At 41.5% G+C, this 17,803-nt stretch carries 17 protein-coding genes and 1 pseudogene; 5 read left to right on the top strand and 13 right to left on the bottom strand.

The window, feature by feature from the left end; genetic code table 11:
- Window positions 1–53 precede the first annotated feature (53 nt).
- The 4 genes and pseudogenes from G9371_RS16295 to benA form a co-directional block, all read right to left on the bottom strand.
- Complete coding sequence (locus G9371_RS16295) at window positions 54–839, bottom strand: 1,6-dihydroxycyclohexa-2,4-diene-1-carboxylate dehydrogenase (RefSeq protein WP_029424261.1); 786 nt, start codon at window positions 837–839, stop codon at window positions 54–56.
- 21 nt (window positions 840–860) lie between these two features.
- Entirely contained in the window at window positions 861–1,877 is a 1,017-nt protein-coding gene (benC, locus tag G9371_RS16290) for a benzoate 1,2-dioxygenase electron transfer component BenC (RefSeq protein WP_029424260.1), read from the bottom strand.
- A 52-nt stretch (window positions 1,878–1,929) separates the two neighbouring features.
- Window positions 1,930–2,449: pseudogene (benB, locus tag G9371_RS16285) on the bottom strand (benzoate 1,2-dioxygenase small subunit).
- Window positions 2,446–3,828 carry a benzoate 1,2-dioxygenase large subunit gene (gene benA, locus G9371_RS16280; RefSeq protein ID WP_005132748.1) on the bottom strand — a complete coding sequence of 461 codons (1,383 nt, stop codon included), beginning with the start codon at window positions 3,826–3,828 and terminating at the stop codon, window positions 2,446–2,448. Before benA ends, benB begins: the two are co-directional and overlap by 4 nt.
- A gap of 283 nt (window positions 3,829–4,111) precedes the next feature.
- Here benA and G9371_RS16275 point away from each other — a divergent pair, with 283 nt between their 5' ends.
- Window positions 4,112–5,071, top strand: a complete 960-nt coding sequence (locus tag G9371_RS16275) for a LysR family transcriptional regulator (RefSeq protein ID WP_000423281.1) — start codon at window positions 4,112–4,114, stop codon at window positions 5,069–5,071.
- A 48-nt stretch (window positions 5,072–5,119) separates the two neighbouring features.
- On the opposite strand, the gene G9371_RS16270 is transcribed toward G9371_RS16275, so the two are convergent.
- From G9371_RS16270 to G9371_RS16240, 7 genes are all read right to left on the bottom strand, one after another.
- Window positions 5,120–6,001, bottom strand: a complete 882-nt coding sequence (locus tag G9371_RS16270) for a transporter (protein ID WP_029424259.1) — start codon at window positions 5,999–6,001, stop codon at window positions 5,120–5,122.
- A 185-nt stretch (window positions 6,002–6,186) separates the two neighbouring features.
- A complete protein-coding gene (locus tag G9371_RS16265; RefSeq protein WP_002163292.1) occupies window positions 6,187–7,248 on the bottom strand; it encodes an NADH:ubiquinone reductase (Na(+)-transporting) subunit F in 1,062 nt (353 codons plus the stop codon).
- A gap of 14 nt (window positions 7,249–7,262) precedes the next feature.
- Window positions 7,263–7,625 (bottom strand): phenol hydroxylase subunit P4, encoded by a 363-nt coding sequence (locus tag G9371_RS16260; protein WP_000218246.1) that lies wholly within the window; start codon window positions 7,623–7,625, stop codon window positions 7,263–7,265.
- A 59-nt stretch (window positions 7,626–7,684) separates the two neighbouring features.
- Entirely contained in the window at window positions 7,685–9,211 is a 1,527-nt protein-coding gene (locus tag G9371_RS16255) for an aromatic/alkene/methane monooxygenase hydroxylase/oxygenase subunit alpha (protein WP_000211830.1), read from the bottom strand.
- Window positions 9,212–9,256: 45 nt separating this feature from the next.
- Window positions 9,257–9,523 (bottom strand): MmoB/DmpM family protein, encoded by a 267-nt coding sequence (locus tag G9371_RS16250; RefSeq protein WP_000049448.1) that lies wholly within the window; start codon window positions 9,521–9,523, stop codon window positions 9,257–9,259.
- Window positions 9,524–9,534: 11 nt separating this feature from the next.
- Window positions 9,535–10,533: an aromatic/alkene monooxygenase hydroxylase subunit beta gene (locus tag G9371_RS16245; RefSeq protein WP_029424258.1), complete on the bottom strand. Its 999-nt coding sequence runs from the start codon at window positions 10,531–10,533 to the stop codon at window positions 9,535–9,537.
- Between the two features lie 20 nt (window positions 10,534–10,553).
- Complete coding sequence (locus tag G9371_RS16240) at window positions 10,554–10,841, bottom strand: phenol hydroxylase subunit (RefSeq protein ID WP_000193470.1); 288 nt, start codon at window positions 10,839–10,841, stop codon at window positions 10,554–10,556.
- A gap of 369 nt (window positions 10,842–11,210) precedes the next feature.
- Here G9371_RS16240 and mobR point away from each other — a divergent pair, with 369 nt between their 5' ends.
- Window positions 11,211–12,881, top strand: coding sequence for a phenol degradation transcriptional regulator MobR (mobR, locus tag G9371_RS16235; protein WP_029424257.1), 1,671 nt, complete (start codon window positions 11,211–11,213; stop codon window positions 12,879–12,881).
- A gap of 57 nt (window positions 12,882–12,938) precedes the next feature.
- Here mobR and G9371_RS16230 read toward each other — a convergent pair whose 3' ends face one another.
- Window positions 12,939–13,139, bottom strand: a complete 201-nt coding sequence (locus G9371_RS16230) for a heavy-metal-associated domain-containing protein (protein ID WP_001985155.1) — start codon at window positions 13,137–13,139, stop codon at window positions 12,939–12,941.
- Between the two features lie 166 nt (window positions 13,140–13,305).
- On the opposite strand from G9371_RS16230, the gene G9371_RS16225 reads away from it, so the two are divergent.
- From G9371_RS16225 to G9371_RS16215, 3 genes are all read left to right on the top strand, one after another.
- Entirely contained in the window at window positions 13,306–15,777 is a 2,472-nt protein-coding gene (locus G9371_RS16225; RefSeq protein WP_029424256.1) for a heavy metal translocating P-type ATPase, read from the top strand.
- A 75-nt stretch (window positions 15,778–15,852) separates the two neighbouring features.
- Window positions 15,853–16,254: a Cu(I)-responsive transcriptional regulator gene (cueR, locus tag G9371_RS16220; protein WP_001020650.1), complete on the top strand. Its 402-nt coding sequence runs from the start codon at window positions 15,853–15,855 to the stop codon at window positions 16,252–16,254.
- A 27-nt stretch (window positions 16,255–16,281) separates the two neighbouring features.
- Window positions 16,282–16,689, top strand: a complete 408-nt coding sequence (locus G9371_RS16215) for a GFA family protein (protein ID WP_029424255.1) — start codon at window positions 16,282–16,284, stop codon at window positions 16,687–16,689.
- Between the two features lie 591 nt (window positions 16,690–17,280).
- On the opposite strand, the gene G9371_RS16210 is transcribed toward G9371_RS16215, so the two are convergent.
- Complete coding sequence (locus tag G9371_RS16210) at window positions 17,281–17,637, bottom strand: four-helix bundle copper-binding protein (RefSeq protein WP_001088962.1); 357 nt, start codon at window positions 17,635–17,637, stop codon at window positions 17,281–17,283.
- Window positions 17,638–17,803 lie beyond the last annotated feature (166 nt).

Genomic DNA, 17,803 nt, shown 5'->3' with positions numbered 1-17,803 from the left:
GATTGCCTCCATGCAAATCATGTTATTTATCCAAATATATAAAAAGATCAGGGTTAACCCTGATCTCCACCTCCGACCGGAATGACCGACCCCGTTATATACGATGCTTCGTCTGATGCAAGAAATAAAATTGCATTGACTTGTTCTAGAATTGTGCCATAACGGCCCATAAATGTTCGATCTTTTGTTTGATCAACTACTTGTTGCATCCAGTCTTTTTCATTTTGACTTAACGGGTTGGCATTGCGTGGTACTTTGCGAGGTGGCGCTTCGGTTCCACCAGTCGCAACAGCATTAACTCGAATCCCGTCTTTAGCATGTTCAAAAGCAAGAGACGCTGTTAGGGCATTTACCCCACCTTTAGATGCGGAGTAGGGAATACGATTAATACCACGGGTGGCAATTGAAGAAACATTTACAATCACACCCGCTTGTTGCTTAATCATGGCAGGCAACACAGCGCGGCAGCACCATAAAGTTGGAAACAATGAGCGATTCACTTCCTTGATGATTTCTTCTTCGGAAAACTCTTCAAAAGGTTTCATCCAGATCGCGCCACCTACATTATTAATCAGGACATCGACCCGACCATAGTGTTCAATAGCTTTTGCAACAACAGCTTGCGCGCCTGCATAGGTTTCTAGGTCAGCATTAATCGTGACAGCATCACCACCTGTACACTGAATTTCTGTGAGAACCTCTTCAACATATTCAGAGCGGTCAGCCATGATGACTTGCCCGCCCTCAGCCGCGACTTGTAATGCCACGCCGCGACCAATTCCTTGGGCACTACCCGTAACAATTACGACTTTATCAGTAAATCTTTGACGGTTTGACATAGATAATTTCTCCACCTTAAGTTAGTTTGCAGAGAATTTTTCAAACAAGAAATTAGCTGGTTTGATATTTTCAGTTTCTAACCAACTACGTACCGCCTCTACCATTGGCACTGGACCACATAGGTAAACATCAACGTCGCCACCGTTTAACCATTCACTTTCAATATGACCAGTGACATAGCCTTTGCGTTCATGGTTACTCTCAGGGCTTGCAACTACAGTTCGATATTCGAACCATGGAAATTTCGCCTGCAACTCATTGAGTTTTTCTAGAGCAACCAAATCAAAATCATTGGTGACACCAAAAACCAAGCGAACAGGCTGTTCTGAACCTTTTTCTTCAAGCACCTGTAACATCGACATAAATGGGGCAATACCAGTACCGCCTGCCAGCATAAGCACTGGACGCACTACATTACGTAAATAGAAGCTACCGAATGGACCGGTAAAAGTCATTTTGTCGCCAGTTTTGGCATTCTTGCTTAAGAATTCACTCATTTTGCCATTCGGTACGTTACGTACCACAAAGCCCGTTAAGCGGTTGCCCGGTTTTGAGCTAAATGAATATGAACGTGTTTCGCCAGTTTCTGGAATTGCAACATTCACATACTGACCTGCAAGGAAATGAATATCCGGTTGTCCTTCATCAAGTTGAATATCAAATGTGATGGTTGAGTCTGATAAGTTTTCAACGCGGGCCAATGTACCTTGGAAGCTATGAATTTCTGTTTTGCAGACATCTGATGAGGCTTGAATCTGAAATACGGCATCTGAAGTTGGACGACATTGGCAAGCAAGAATATAGCCTTGCTCAGCTTCTTCTGGTGTTAATGCATCTTCAATATAGGTTTCTTCTGGCATGTCATAACTACCGGATTCGCAAAATGCGCGGCAAGTTCCACATGCACCATCACGGCAATCCAAAGGAATATTAATTTTTTGGCGATAGGCTGCGTCAGATAGGGTTTCGCCTTGAGCTACGTTAATAAAACGTGTAACACCATCTTCAAATTGAAGTGCAACATTGTGGTTTGACATGGCATGTATCCTACAAAATATTTGAAACTTTTACCCTCAGCCAACAGTCCGTTTAGCTGAGGGGGTATGTCTTAGAGGTGGTAGATATCAATGACTTGATTGATATAGTCATTTTTCAAAACGACATACTTGCTCAAGATTTTTGGTTGATCACCTGAAAAATCGATCACATAACGTGACATACCGAAATAGCTGTAATTTGTCTTGTAACGGAAACTCAAGGTATTCCAGTTAAAGCGCACAGTAACTTTGTCTCCGTCGCGCTCGAGAACTTCAACGTTGGCAATATTGTGGCTTGTGCGTGTGTCCGGCATGGTTGCAGATGAGCGCTCGGTTTTAATACGGAACACGCGATCTTCTAAACCTTGACGGTCTGGATAATAAATAAGTGAAATTTCAGATTGCGGATCTTCAGTTAATCTATCGTCGTCGTCCCAAGCTGGCATCCAGAAAGAAGCTTCTGGCGCATAGCATTCAAGCCAGTCATCCCATTGTTCATCATCTAAAAAGCGAGCTTCACGATAAAGAAACTGAGCAATATTTTCTAAAGTTGCTTTGTCTTGAGTACTCATGCTGTTTCTCCCTGTTCAGCAATTTCTTTCTCTGATGCAATCGCGTGTTTCATGGTCTTTAACCAATATTGATGCTGGGCCAGATACAGGCCTTCATCTTCAGTTTTAATTCCACTTAACATGGGTTTTAAACCAATCTCGTTTGCTGCATCGTCCGGTCCATAAATCCAGTGTTTTGAACCACGGCACATGTCATTCCATTCAAGGGCAATACCTGCGTAGCCTGCCTGACAAGCGCGGAACTCTTCTAAATCGTCTGGTGTTGCCATGCCTGAAGCATTAAAGAAATCCTCATATTGACGGATACGGCGTGCACGAGCTTCAGGTGCTTCACCTTTAGGCGCGATACAGTAAATGGTGACTTCGGTTTTATTGACCGAAAGTGGACGAAGTACACGAATTTGCGAACCGAATTGATCCATCAAATAAACATTTGGGTACAGACAAAGATTACGTGAACGCTCAATCATCCATTTCGACATCGCTTCACCGTATTTTTCGGTGTATTCGTCTGCTTTTGGGAAGTTAGGACGGTCTTCTGGGTTTGCCCATTGTGTCCAAAGCAACATGTGGCCATTTTCAAAGCCATACGAGCCACCGCCTTGTTTACCCCAAGAACCTGCACTCATGGCACGAATGTTATCGGCAGCTTGAGTTTCTTTACGGTGTTGAGTTGTTGCTGCGTAATTCCAGTGAACAGCAGAAACGTGATAACCATCGGCGCCATTTTCAGCAGTGAGTTTCCAGTTGCCTTCGTAGGTATAGGTAGATGAACCACGTAAAACTTCCAAACCATGTTCAGACTGGTCAACAATCATATCGATGATTTTGGTGGTTTCACCCAAAAATTCTTCAAGCGAAGGAACATCGGGATTTAAGCTACCAAATAAGAAGCCTTTATAGCTCTCAAAACGAGCTACCTTTTTAAGGTCGTGTGAGCCGTCTTGGTTAAAGCAGTCAGAGTAACCTGCGTCAGTTGGGTCTTTTACTTTGAGCAATTTACCTGAGTTATTAAAAGTCCAGCCGTGGAAAGGGCAAGTATACGTTGCTTTGTTACCACGCTTGTAACGGCAAAGTTGTGCTCCGCGGTGTGAACATGCATTGATCATGGCATTAAGTTCACCGTTACGGTTACGGGCAATGATAATCGGCTGACGACCAATATAAGTCGTGTAGTAGTCATTATTATTTGGAATTTGGCTTTCGTGTGCCAAGTAAACCCAGTTACCTTCGAAGATGTATTTCATTTCGAGGTCAAATAAGGCTTCATCAGTAAAAACTGAGCGGTGAAGTTTAAATTCACCTGTATCGATATTGTCTACAAGTAATTCATCAATACGGTCAAGATGGCTAGTATTGATTACAGGAATACGTGGCATGTCCGTTCTCCGACTTTCCAAAGGGTGGAAGTCATCAAGACCTTCGCTACGATTTAAAAGGTCTTGATATCCTAATATGTCAATGAAGCGTATAAACGCGTCGGGTGTTTAACCGCGAATGGATAAAGATAGATCGAATGTTGGCCAGTATGATTTCAATCGGTGCTATACAAGTGATCTATAACTTCATCGGGTTATTGCTTGTATATACCTTAAAAGAATGGTTAAACTGTGTCTAAGACTGAATTTGCATTTTAATATATCTTAAAGGTATGGAAACCTGATGGAACTAAGACATTTACGGTATTTTGTGGCTGTTGTAGAAGAACAGAGCTTCACCAAGGCAGCCGAAAAATTATTTATTGCTCAACCGCCTTTGAGTCGGCAAATCCAAAATTTGGAAAGTGAGCTTGGAATTCAACTCTTTGAGCGAGGAAGCCGCCCTTTACAGACCACACCAGCAGGGCATTTCTTTTATCAGCACGCTGTTAAACTTTTGTCGAATGCTGAAGAAATAAAAAGTATGACCAAGCGTATTGGTCTCATCGAGAGAAGCATGACCATTGGTTTTGTCGGGTCTTTACTTTATGGATTGCTGCCTCGAATCATTTATTTATTTCGTCAGCAGCAGCCGCATCTGAATATTCAGCTCATGGAATTAAGTACAACCGAACAGTTACAGGCCTTAAAAGAAGGACGTATTGATGTCGGGTTTGGACGTTTAAGAATTAGTGATCCCGCTGTGAGACGAATTCTTTTACGCAAAGAGCGTTTGGTCGTTGCCGCGCATACCAGTCATCCAATTGCACAGCGCACAGAAGGGGTATATCTGGCCGATTTGATTGATGAAAAGATGTTTATGTATCCCACTTCACCGAAACCGAACTTCTCAACCCAGCTTTTGAATATTTTTGCCGAACATAGTTTGGTTCCCAAAAATATGCATGAGATACGAGAAATTCAATTGGCTTTGGGCTTAGTCGCAGCAGGAGAAGGGATCTGCATTATTCCAGCAAGTGCCGATACCATTCGATTTCCACACTTAAACTATATTCCGATTTTAGATAACGGCGCGGTCAGCCCAATTTTTATTACTGCACGGGCAATGGACCGAAGTGAAGACTTACAATCATTGTTCGATTGTATTTATCAGGTTTATGATTTAGAAGGGATACCTTATCAGCGAACTGTTTTTACACTCGACCAGAACCCGATAGATGATTCAAATGGTATCGACTCTTAAATAAGGGAGGTGCATAGCCTCAAGGTTGAAGCTATGCGTTGATGTGTTTTAGAAAGCCCAAATTAATTTTAGCCAGCTGGTATGGCCTTCGGGGCGATATTCGACTTCGGTTTCTTTTAGAAATTTGGCTTCAATAGACCAATTCTTATCGGCATATTGAATGCCTGGCCCAATTGCAAAAGCCTGTCCTTTAAACCCAATGTCACTTCCGTTTACTTTGTCATCTGTGGTTTGTTTAAAGGCATAGCCTTCAACTGCAACTTTGAGTTTTGGGTTAATGCGATAACCCAAGCTATAGTCACCCGCAATGTATTGTCCAGACTGGTAGTCGGTCGCGTCATTACGCGTATTCCAGCTATAAGACAATTTAGTAGATAGATCTAAACCTGCCGCGTTGGCATAACTATAGGCAATAATTGGTCGAATGGTGTGATAGTTTTTCCCGAGATTGGCTTCAACTGGATGTGTCGCACTTGGAGTGTCATATTCACCTGTCCCGAGCACAGTTTCTAGGGCTGCAATCCAGTGATGATTTCCTTGATGCCAGCCGAGCATGCCACCCAAAATCAAGTCTCCGAGACCTTGGTTTGAGTCAGCCATTCCATTTATTTTAAGCCTTTGATAAACCAATGGTTGGGCTGCATAAAAACCGAGTTGTCCATCCATAATTTTTTGATCGGTCATCCAAACCAACCGCGGAACCACAGCGTTGACATCAACATGGAACTGATTGGGACCATTTTGAAACTCTGATGCGTGGTAATTTTGATAATAACTGAGTAAGTAGACGCCAGCAGGTGGTAGAGCACCTACCATCATACCTTCGGCACCTAAAGCAAAAGAGTCTGAGCCATTTTCTGTCGCAAATGCAGACGGAAGGTAAAGGGAGCTGATTACACCACATATGATTGCAGAGATTTTGTTATTCATAGAATGTCCTATTCTGTGTTGTTTGGCTTGTCACTAAAAAAACGTTATTCCTTAACGGTCTTTAAAAATTTGAGTCTGTTTAACCTGTAAATTTGGAATGCAGAACTCTTTTGAGCCTTGTATTTGCTTTCTAAATTACAAATACAAAGCTCATTTGAAAAAGCCGAGTGCTTAAAGGTTTATCTTTAAATATGTTTGAATAAAGCTGAACGCGATTGTCCGGCAGCACCATCGGCTGCATTTAAGAAGCGTTCAGTGTGAATGTCCCGTTCGAATAAGCGACTTTGCATGAGTGTTGAAATTGCCGAGTCGATCATGATGGGTGGGCCACACAAATACGCTTTGTGTCCACCACATCGATTTTCAAAGTAATCGGCAACAGCCTCATGCACAAATCCGGTAAATCCAGTCCATTGGTCTTCTGGTTTTGGTGCATTGAGAGCAGGGATATAGCGGAAGTTCGGATAGTCTTTTACGAGCTGTTCAAACAATTCTCGGTTGTATAGCTCTGCCAAGTCTCGTGCTCCTTGGAAGAGGTAAATCGTGCGACTATCTCCAGACTCAAGCAAATCTAAAATCATCGATTGTGGGCTTGAAAGACCTGAACCACCCGCAATGAAAATGGCATTTTGATCATCTGACTTGCGTACAAAAAATTGACCATAAGGGCCTGAAATATCGAGCTGATCACCTGTGGTAAGTTGTTCATGCACATAAGTCGTTGCTGCACCGCCTTCAACTTTACGAATATGCAGCTCAACGATGCCGACTTCACTTGGTGAGTTGGCAATTGAAAATGCACGAGTTCCTTCAATGTTTGGAAATTGGACATTGATATATTGGCCAGCTTGGAATTCGATTGAACGATCTAGTTGTAGACGAATACCCTTAATGGTCGGGGATAAGTCTTTTATTTCAATGACGGTCGCTTGATAGTCTTGAACCAAATGACCTAAGAAATCTGGGTCTTCATCGACATCGGCTTCAATGACCATGTCGGACTGTGGTTTGCAGCAGCAGGCAAGCACCTTATTTTCATCACGTTCAATATCCATGAGCGCAAAGGGAGAAGCTTCACCGACATCATAAAAACCATCGGTGACTTGAACCTTGCATGTCCCGCAAGTGCCATGACCACAGGCAAAGGGTAACCAAACACCTTGGCGTAAAGCTGCATCTAAAATGGTCTGGTCTTCTTCTACTTCAATCGTTGTTCCGATCGGTTCAATGGTGACTTGATAACTCATGACACACCTCCGAATTAAACGTAACTGTCGTTATAGCCATTTAATTCTGGCGTAACGAAACGAAGTAATGACTTATGCCCAAAACCAAGCTCTACCAAAGTTTTTGTACTCTCAGGACTAATTGCTTGACCATCTAATGTGTATTGCACTTTTGACCAATCAATTTTGGAAAAATCTGGATGTTGGGCAAAACCACCTGTAATTTGTTGCTCAATCAACTGTCCAAAAGTTTGTTGAGGCGAGGCAAGCATGGCATGTGCCGAGCAAAAAAGGGTGTGATGATCCCAACCCACGTAAAGTAAGAATTGATCGCCATAATTTTTTTGCAGATCAAGCGGTTCAAATTGATAGTTGTTGTGTATCGCGCGAACAGTCATGTTCAATCTCCTTATTTCCTATCAGGCAGCTTGATGACTGCCTGAACAATTCCTTGTGCTTAAGCTGCGTTGCCTTTCCATTTTTTCCAGCGCTGTTGGTCTGGAGAACCTTCAATATCCAGATTGTCGGCACCGACATTCATGCGGTAATAATCACGGAGCATAGTTTCGAGGTCACCGCCACCACAGTTACCTTGCAATATTTGATTTACAGGTAGCCATGCTTGTATATATTTTTCAGGCTCGCGTTCGAAAATGTCATGACAGCCATCTGAACAGGTGTGGTAGCGTTCGCCTTGGTAAATGCTATGGCGATAACTAAATTGAGTCGGGTCATCGCCCATTTCGGTAAAGGTCATTGGAATCTGACAAACCTGACAAAGCTGTGGTAAACCTGTGCTGTAGAAGCGTTTACCTTCGGCTTCCATTTTGCGAGCCAGCTCCCATTTTGGACGGTAGTATTTATCGAAAGTGTCTGGATATTTAGCAGATAGCCAATCCATTTCTTCGTCGGTTGGAATCCATGTATGGAAACCAGCAGCATGACCAAAGTTATAGAAAATCCACCATGCCTGATGTGAGACATGCTCTTTTTCTTTCACAATGACATCGCTATATTTCGGCATACGAATGCCATAACGGCTTAAATCTTTAAATAGCGCGCCGCCTGCCTGTTCAAAATAAACCTCCCAAGCTTCTTTCCACGACATCACTTTATTTGGCAGCATGTAATCCATCATCATGCCCACAATTGAAAGCAAACGCGTTCCACGCCAGAACCATTTATCAATCCATTCCTGCACAATCGGCACGTTGTCCTCATGCTGTTCGAGCAAGAATTTCACGATTTCAAGACCAAGCGTCATGTGGCGAGCTTCATCTGACTGCGCACTAAAGCCAAAGGTTACAGTTGCCATATCGCCGTTATAAGCTGCACCTGACATAAACGGCACAAACAGTAAGTTGGTAAGTACATATTCAAAAGCAAAACTAATCGCTAATAAAAATTCGAAAGGTCCGGCAGAACGGGCATCTTCAAAAAATGATTTAGGCACAGACAAATACCAAACGCGGTCATGCATATGTGCCCAGTCCTGAAAACCATCAAAGAACTTGTTGTAATGGCTCATGGCATGAATTTGGGTCTGTACATGACGCAGCTCATCAATCGACTGCATCTGAGAAGCAATACGTGCTCCAATACCACTAAACTGGCGACCTACATGGGCATAGCCTTGATAAGCTTGATATTCAAGTGGAGTCACCGCCGTTAAAAAGAGTTTGATCGCATTTAAGTAGCGTTCATTGCTGACATTCATCTGACCATTATTTTGAGCAAAGGCATCAAAAATGGCATAAAGTTTTTTCTCTTTTTCTGCCTGATATTTCCAGTAAGCATCCATGGTTAAACGGAATGGATCTTCCCATTTAGACCAGTCCGTAATTTTGATGCCTTCAAATTCTTCATAAGGAAAGGCGTCTTTACGGTCAGCATAGGAAAAGTCCCAGTCCAGATCACGGGTTAATGCGCGGTAACGATCTTTAGCATTTAACTTTTTGCTGGTTTCTTTCGTTTGAGTTGTCATGATTGATCATCCTTAAATCTTTGTTAAACAACGTCTATGTTGTGATTAATTCCAGTGAAGGCGGAAAGTATCGTCATCTTCTTCGACGTTGCCGCCCAGCGTAATCATGTTGAGTTGTAATGATTGGATGTCCCAATCTTGGCCTAGTTTTTCAGATACGGTTTCGGCTTTAATCACCAAATCAGTTTCACTTTCAATTCGAATCATGGCGGGTAAATACTGAATTGACGCTTCAGGGTTATCTTCTTCAATCGCTTCGATGATGTAGCGTGAAGTATCGTTGTCTTGTAATGCGAGATAGACTTTAGACATGTTGCTTCTCCTTAAGCATTTGTAAGTGGTTGTAGGCCGAGTTTTTTTGCACGATCAATCACAACTTGTTCTGTTTGATCAACTGCATCTGCTGTTAAGGCTGCTGTTGCCCATGGTGTAAAGGCAGCTTTGACATCAGCCAAAGACTGAGTGAACCATTCATTTAATAGCTGTTTGTTATGATCTGACTCTGCTGCGGCAGTTTTAATGACGGTGTCTGACCACTTACGTAAATCACCTAAAGTGTCTTTCATAAACTCAGTCAACATGGCTAAATCACGAGCATTTTGACTCTCTAACCACTTATCAAATTGTTGATAGACCAGTTCTGTCACAAAGCCATCCATCACAAGGTTCTGTAATAAGAAAAGTTTGAAGTAGTCTTGCTCGGTGAGACTTTCTTCACACAAACGGCGTAAGCCTTGCCATGCAGGATGTTGCATCCAAGCCTGTTTTGCCTGTTGTAATGAATCACCGCTATTACCATCTAAAGCTAGACCAATACGTGAGATGTACTGCGCTATCCCTAAATGATCCATTGCGGCATAAATACAGGCTTGAGTAAGCACAGTGCCATAACCATAGGCACTTCCAGACATCATGTGTAAGTTTGCCGTTTGTTCAACGTGGCGAAATGGCAATAGGCACTCAATGACCTTGGCTTTGACTTCATCAGACAAATGCTCTGCAAGCTGACGTTTTTCAAAAAAAGCAAAATTACTTTCGGCAGTATCTTGCAAACGCGCACGGTGCTGAACATAAGTTCCATAATAGAATTGACGTGGATCTTTGAATGCATACCAATCTTGCATTTGCAGGACAGTATGGGTTTTATCATTTAAAGTCTTTTCAGGTTTCCACAGTGGGCGATAGTGAAAGTTAGCTTCTGCCTGTACATCAAAACTCACTTCTTGATATCGAGTTGCTGGCTTACTGCCAAATCGTCTTTCGATATAGGCATAGTTCTGGCGGATAGGTTCGACATTTGACGTTTTGATTTCTAAAGTCATGGCTTTATCTCCTTATATTTTTACATCTGATCATCGTGATCGTTGCTATTACGTTGCGTGCCGACTAAGGTTGCTTCAGTGCCATAGCGCCATTTTTCTTCCTGAGCATCATTAAAAGCTTGCTGCTCTTGGGTCATTTCAACCACTTGATTGGTTTTACAAAAATCATTAAATGCATGTTTAGGCAAAACCAGTTCCACAAATAGACTTGGGTCGTGAATGGCAAAATCGAATTCGATAAACTCTGCGTTTAAGTCGCCAGTGATCCGAATATATTTGGTTAATGCTTCGACTTGAGGTTGCGTCATGCTGTACTCCATCAAGACATGGTCTTGAAATTGATGAATGCTCCTTGCTCTCGCTACTAGCTTTACAAAAGCTATGCCAACTTTATTTTTGTTATTAAAAACAGATGATTAAGTTTTTTATGGAAAATGAGGAATTTTTTAAATTCACCATTTCATGAATTTTTTTGAATGGTGAAATAGATATATTCATGATTTGATGAAGAGAGCCGTAAAAATTTCTTTTTAGATTTTTTGAGGCTTTAAATGGAGAGATTTAGAAATACTTTTTTAGTATGAAGTTATGTCTTTAAGGTACTAGGACATATATCTGGTTCTTCGATAAGATGAGATAACACCCAAATGTGTTTAATGGATTAAAACAGATCACTCATGGCTCGAGTAAAATACGATACAACGGGACGATACGCAGATCATCCGCAAGAAATTCACGATTTGCTGTCTAAACTGCACTTTGATACTGCCCACGGCCAAATCTGGTTTGATGAATATCGGATGCTGCTTTTACACACCAGCATTATGGGATATTTGCGTAAAGATTTAGCGCACATGATTGGGCTTGAGCGGACTAAGCATTTCTTTATTCGTTTAGGGTATCAAGCTGGGTTAAAAGATGCAGAAGTTACAACAAAAATGCGTCCCGATTTAAATGAACACGATGCTTTTATGGCGGGTCCACAAATGCATGCGATTCGTGGAATGGTGCAAGTACAGGCCAACCAGCTCAATTTAAGCCATGATAAAAAACAATTTTATGCCGATTTAAATTGGCTTAACTCTTTTGAAGCCGATGTGCATTTAGAGCATTTTGGCCTAAGTGATAAACCTTCATGTTGGATGTTACTTGGCTATGCATGCGGATATAGCAGTTTTGCGACGGGCATGACTATTATTTATCAAGAAATAGAGTGTAAGGCCTGTGGCCACGAGCATTGCCGTATTATCGGTAAGCCTTTAGAAGAGTGGGAAAATGCAGATGAGCTAATTCAGTTCATGTCTCCCGAACCCATGGAAAAAGAACTCATTGCGTTGCAGGCTGAACTTTTTGAGCTTAAAAGATCAATTTATAGCGATAGCGAAGCTGATTACCAATTATTTAGTTCTGTGGGTAAGTCAGCATCTTATAAACAGGTCTGTGCATTATTAACAAAAGCAGCAGGTTCGAAAGTTTCTATTTTGCTACAAGGCGAAACAGGGGTTGGTAAAGAAGCTTTTGCACGAGGAGTTCATGAAAATAGCCAAAGAAAAGACCAACCTTTTATTGCGGTAAACTGTGCAGCGATTCCACTAGAGTTAATTGAGTCTGAATTATTCGGGGTAGAAAAAGGTGCCTATACAGGAGCACATCAGTCTCGCTTGGGTAAGTTTGAACGAGCCAATGGCGGTACGATTTTTTTAGATGAAGTGATTGAGCTTTCTCCTCGTGCACAAGCAGCACTATTACGCATTTTGCAGGAAGGTGAATTTGAGCGAGTAGGAGATTCACAGACACGTATTTTAGATGTCCGTGTAATTACAGCAACCAATGAAGATCTTGAGCAGGCTGTAAAAACAGGGCGATTTCGGGCAGATTTATATTATCGCTTAAATATTTTCCCAGTGCAGATTCCGCCTTTGCGAGAGCGCCGTGAAGACATTCCTTTACTGGTTGAACATTTTCTTCGTCGCTTTGAAAAAATGTACGGCAAAACCATTCAAGGTGTAAGTGAAAAGACCAAAGTTTTTATGCAGCAATATGAATGGCCGGGAAATATTCGTGAGTTAGAAAACTTATTAGAAAGGGCGGTTTTATTAACGGATGATCAGCAGCTGATTAAGTTAAATGCCATTTTTCCACAGATCAAGCATGACCCAGAGCAGGCGATAACTATAGAAACTGACTTTGGACAATTATTACAGCCAGAGTTTAATTTAGAAGAACACGAGAGACTGTTAATTTTAACAGCCCTAAAAAAAGCTAATCATAACGTGTCTGAAGCAGCACGTTTATTGGGAATAACTCGGGCGGCACTGGATTATCGAATTAAAAAATTTCAGATTTGAATCAATATCAACAAGCTCAAAAATAAAGGCCTAACTTTAAACGTTAGGCCTTATCGACTATTGCACTTTCGCTGGGAAACCATCTTCTTCAAGTGCTTCGGTAATTTTATCGACACTTTCACTGCTTTCAACAGTCACGATTTTGGTCGCTAAGTCTACATCTACTTTTGCATTTGGATCGACATCTTGAATCGTTGCAGTCACACCACGTGCGCAGCCACCACAAGTCATATTTTCAATAAGTAGTTTCATATTCATACTCCATCAAGAATGAGATGTTTGTTTGGATAACACTGAGTCTAAACCTTGTCATGATTGTAAGGTCAAGACCAAATTTTTAAAAAAATATGCTTGACCTTCCCATGATGGGAATCTGTATGCTCAATACAGAATATTAAATTTTGCAGATTTGCAGAGGTGTTTGATGGACTCAAAAACCACAAAATTGCCAGCATATAGTGAAACACTCTCAATTGAGGGCATGACTTGTGCCTCCTGTGTAGGACGTGTCGAAAAAGCACTTAAGAAAGTTGAAAATGTAGAGATTGCCAACGTTAATTTGGCAACAGAAAAAGCCGTTGTTTATTCAAATCAACCGATTCAGCGCGAAGCACTGGTTAAAGCAGTTGAACGTGCGGGTTATGATGTTCCAAAAGCTGCACCAGTGGAGTTGTCTATTGAGGGTATGACCTGTGCATCTTGTGTTGCACGTGTAGAAAAAGCCCTTAAAAAAGTAGAGGGCGTTCAAAACGCTACGGTCAACCTAGCAACAGAGCAGGCTTGGGTACAGGCAGATCCATCAGTCAATGTTGAAGACTTAATTCGTGCTGTTAAAAAAGCAGGTTATGACGCGAAAGCATCTGAAAAAAATCAAGATGAGCAACTCGATAAAAAAGCGTCAGAGTTAGACCAGCTTAAAAAAGATCTGATCATTTCGATTGTGTTAGCCTTACCTGTGTTTATTTTGGAAATGGGTTCACATCTCATTCCAGCTTTTCACATGTGGGTCATGCACACCATTGGTCAATACAATAGCTGGCTTTTACAGTTTGTTTTGACCACATTAGTACTCGTTTTTCCTGGTCGCCGTTTTTACCAAAAAGGGATTCCAGCCTTATGGCGTTTGGCGCCAGATATGAACTCGCTGGTCGCTGTTGGAACTTTAGCTGCCTACAGTTTCTCAGTCGTGGCAACCTTTATGCCGCAGGTTTTACCACAAGGCACGGTCAATGTTTACTTTGAAGCGGCTGCTGTAATTGTCAGTTTAATTTTACTCGGACGTTATTTTGAAGCCAAAGCTAAAGGGCGTACTTCGCAAGCGATTCAACATTTAGTGGGAATGCAACCCAAAACAGCTCGTATTCAGCGTAATGGGCAAATAGTGGAAGTTGCTGTTGCTGAAGTGGTCAGTGGGACTATTGTAGAAATTCGTCCGGGTGAGCGTGTGCCAGTCGATGGTGAGGTGGTTGAAGGGCACAGCTATATTGATGAATCTATGATTACGGGTGAGCCTGTTCCTGTTGAAAAAATAATAGGGCAACAAGTAGTTGGGGGTACAGTTAATCAAAACGGTACTCTAAACATTCGGGCAACCGCTGTTGGTTCTTCGTCTGTACTTTCACAAATTATTCGCATGGTTGAGCAAGCCCAAGGTTCTAAACTTCCGATTCAGGGCTTAGTCGATAAAGTCACTATGTGGTTTGTGCCGGCTGTCATGCTAATTGCTGCAATTACTTTCTTGGTTTGGTTTATTTGGGGACCAGAGCCTGCGCTAACTTTTGGCTTGGTGAATGCTGTTGCGGTACTAATTATTGCTTGTCCTTGTGCGATGGGGCTTGCAACACCAACTTCTATTATGGTCGGTACTGGACGTGGTGCTGAGCTAGGTGTCTTGTTCCGTAAAGGTGAAGCTTTGCAGCTTTTACAAGAAGCACAGGTCGTTGCCGTTGATAAAACGGGTACACTCACCGAAGGTAAACCGACACTGACAGACTTTAATGTGCAATCTGGCTTTGAACGTAACCAAGTGCTGACTTTAGTTGCCTCAGTCGAAGCCAAGTCTGAACATCCAATTGCTCTTGCGATTGTTCAAGCAGCAGAGACGGAGGGGTTAACTTTATTACCCGTAACAGCATTTAACTCGATTACGGGTTCAGGTATTGAAGCAGAAGTTTCAGGCCAAAAAGTACAAATTGGCGCAGACCGTTATATGCACCAACTTGGTTTAGATACCAACTCATTCCAAGCGATTGCTGCTCAGTTAGGTGAAGAAGGCAAAACACCACTCTATGTTGCCATTGACCAGCAACTTGCAGCAATTATTGCCGTGGCAGATCCAATTAAAGAAACAACCTATGCTGCGATTGAAGCCTTACATAAATTAGGTCTCAAAGTGGCCATGATTACAGGAGACAACCGTCATACGGCGCAAGCAATTGCCAAAAAGCTGAACATTGATGAAGTTGTGGCAGAGGTTTTACCCGAAGGCAAAGTGGATACAGTTCGCCAACTGCAAGAACAGTATGGTCATTTGGCTTTTGTTGGTGATGGCATTAACGATGCACCAGCCTTGGCGCAAGCAGATGTCGGTTTAGCCATTGGTACAGGAACAGATGTTGCCATTGAAGCTGCCGATGTGGTGCTGATGTCAGGTAGTTTAAAAGGCGTACCGAATGCAATTGCACTAAGTAAAGCCACCATGCGAAATATACGTCAAAACCTGTTCTGGGCATTTGTATATAACGTAGCCCTAATTCCAATTGCAGCAGGTGCGCTATATCCAGCATTTGGTGTATTACTTTCACCGATGTTTGCAGCAGGCGCGATGGCACTTTCTTCGGTCTTTGTTTTAGGCAATGCGTTACGCTTAAAACGCTTTCATGCGCCAGTACAGTAAGCGTGCTGAAAATCAACTTTTGGTTTAAGATCATGACAGCAGGTCTTAAACCAAATTTAATATTTGAGGTGTGAGATGAATATCGGTCAGGCATCCAAACATTCGGGTATTTCAGCGAAAATGATTCGCTACTATGAAGAAATCGGTTTACTTGAAGCAGCTCAGCGTTCTGCTTCTGGCTATCGTATTTATTCAGAAACAGACCTTAAAACTTTAAACTTTTTAAAGCATGCTCGAGAGTTAGGTTTTTCATCTGAACAGATGAAAGAGCTTATTTCGCTTTGGAAAAATACCGATCGGCATAGTGCAGAGGTGAAAGCTTTAACCGTAAAACACATTGCCGAATTAAAGCAAAAAATTGCTCATTTACAGGAAATGGTTAATATTTTGCAGGCTTCAGCTGATGATTGCTGTGGTGACCAGCAGGCTTCGTGTGCGATTTTAGACCACATTGAAAAAGGTGTAGGCGTAAGTTAAACCTTATAAAAATAAAAAGGAAAAATCATGGCTTATTCAGCTTCTTGTCTTTGTAATGGTGTTCAACTTCGTATTAATGCCGAATTAGAACCCATCATGGTTTGTCACTGTAAGCAATGCCAAAAAGCACAAGGGGCTGCTTTTGCGGCCATCACTCAAGTACAAAAAAGCGATTTAGAGATTGTACAGGGTGAAAATCTTTTGCAAGCGTATTTTGCATCGCTTAATAAAAAGAGAGTGTTCTGTAAAACCTGCGGTTCACCTGTCTGGAGTGAACGTTTAGATAAACCTGATGTGGTGCGTTTAAGGGTAGGGCTCATTAATGAAGAAATATCGACGCCAGTCATCTCTCATGCTTTTGTCAATTCACAAGTGAAGTGGTATCCAATTTGTGATACGGCTCACCAGTATCCAAATGGCGTCGAAAACCCTTGAAATATGAAGGTTTGAAGTATTTTATCTATTTGTAAAAAAACGTGAACAGCACTAGCCATGAATAAATAATGTGCTATAAATGTACTTAAGGTAATCGTAATATCTCCTCGATCCACAGGGAAACTTGGGACAGGGCAAAAGATACGATAAGACCTTATAAACAGCTAGCAAAGAGCAAATAAAAATGGATAGACACATTTTTTGAGTGCTCAACGTTGCAGAAAAGCCCGTGAAACGGGCTTTTTTAATGCCTATGAAAAGTTATTTCTAAGTGTGGGATAACTTATGTTTTTAAACTATTTAAGAAAAAGTAATGTAAAAATAATAAAATATTTAAAATATACAGAATATTCTGTATTGCAATTTATTTTTATTAAGGGTACATTTAGTTAACGGTTTAAAGTTCAAGCTTAATAATGAACTCATGGTCGTTGTGGGAGATCTAAGAGCCTGCATTTTCCCCAAGATGCGGGTTTTTTTTATGCCTAAAAAAGTAATGACTCATCTGATCTAAAAATTTAATCCTTTATTCTATAAAGTTTAAAAACCTACGAACGTAATAGGCCGTAGGTTTCTAAGCACGTCTAAAAATTAAGCACGATATGCCTGACAAGCTTGAGCACATGCTAAACATGCTTTTGCACAAACCTGGCAATGCTCATGTTCGTGTTTACTACACTCAGCTGCACATAGTTGACATGCATTAGCACATAACTGCATGGCTTGTTCAGCAAGTTCGGAATGTCTTAGTTCTAAAGATGTGCATAACTGACAGGTTTCTACACAGGTTAAGCAGTGTTTGATGCACTCACGCATCATATGCACATGCTCTTCTTGTAAACATGCAGAGGCACAATGTTTACAAGCAAACATACATTCAATGCAGGCTTGAATAGAGGTGGATGCTTGATTAAACAGAGATTGATTTGGTTCTTGTGAGCTATTCATTTTAATATTCTCCTTTTGAAAGGCTATTATTAAAAAAACGAATATTGTTATCTTTTTTCATTTTATAAAATCATTTTTCCTATCGGGCACTTTGAAATGAAAGATCTACAAATGCTCAATACGAGATTAACCTCGTATAAGAATGTTACAGGTATTTTGTTAGCTA

Source organism: Acinetobacter sp. EKM10A (assembly GCF_011075215.1).
GTDB lineage: Bacteria > Pseudomonadota > Gammaproteobacteria > Pseudomonadales > Moraxellaceae > Acinetobacter > Acinetobacter baumannii.
The sequence above is the reverse complement of the archived record's forward strand: the minus strand, read 5'-3'. Positions and strand labels throughout refer to the sequence as shown.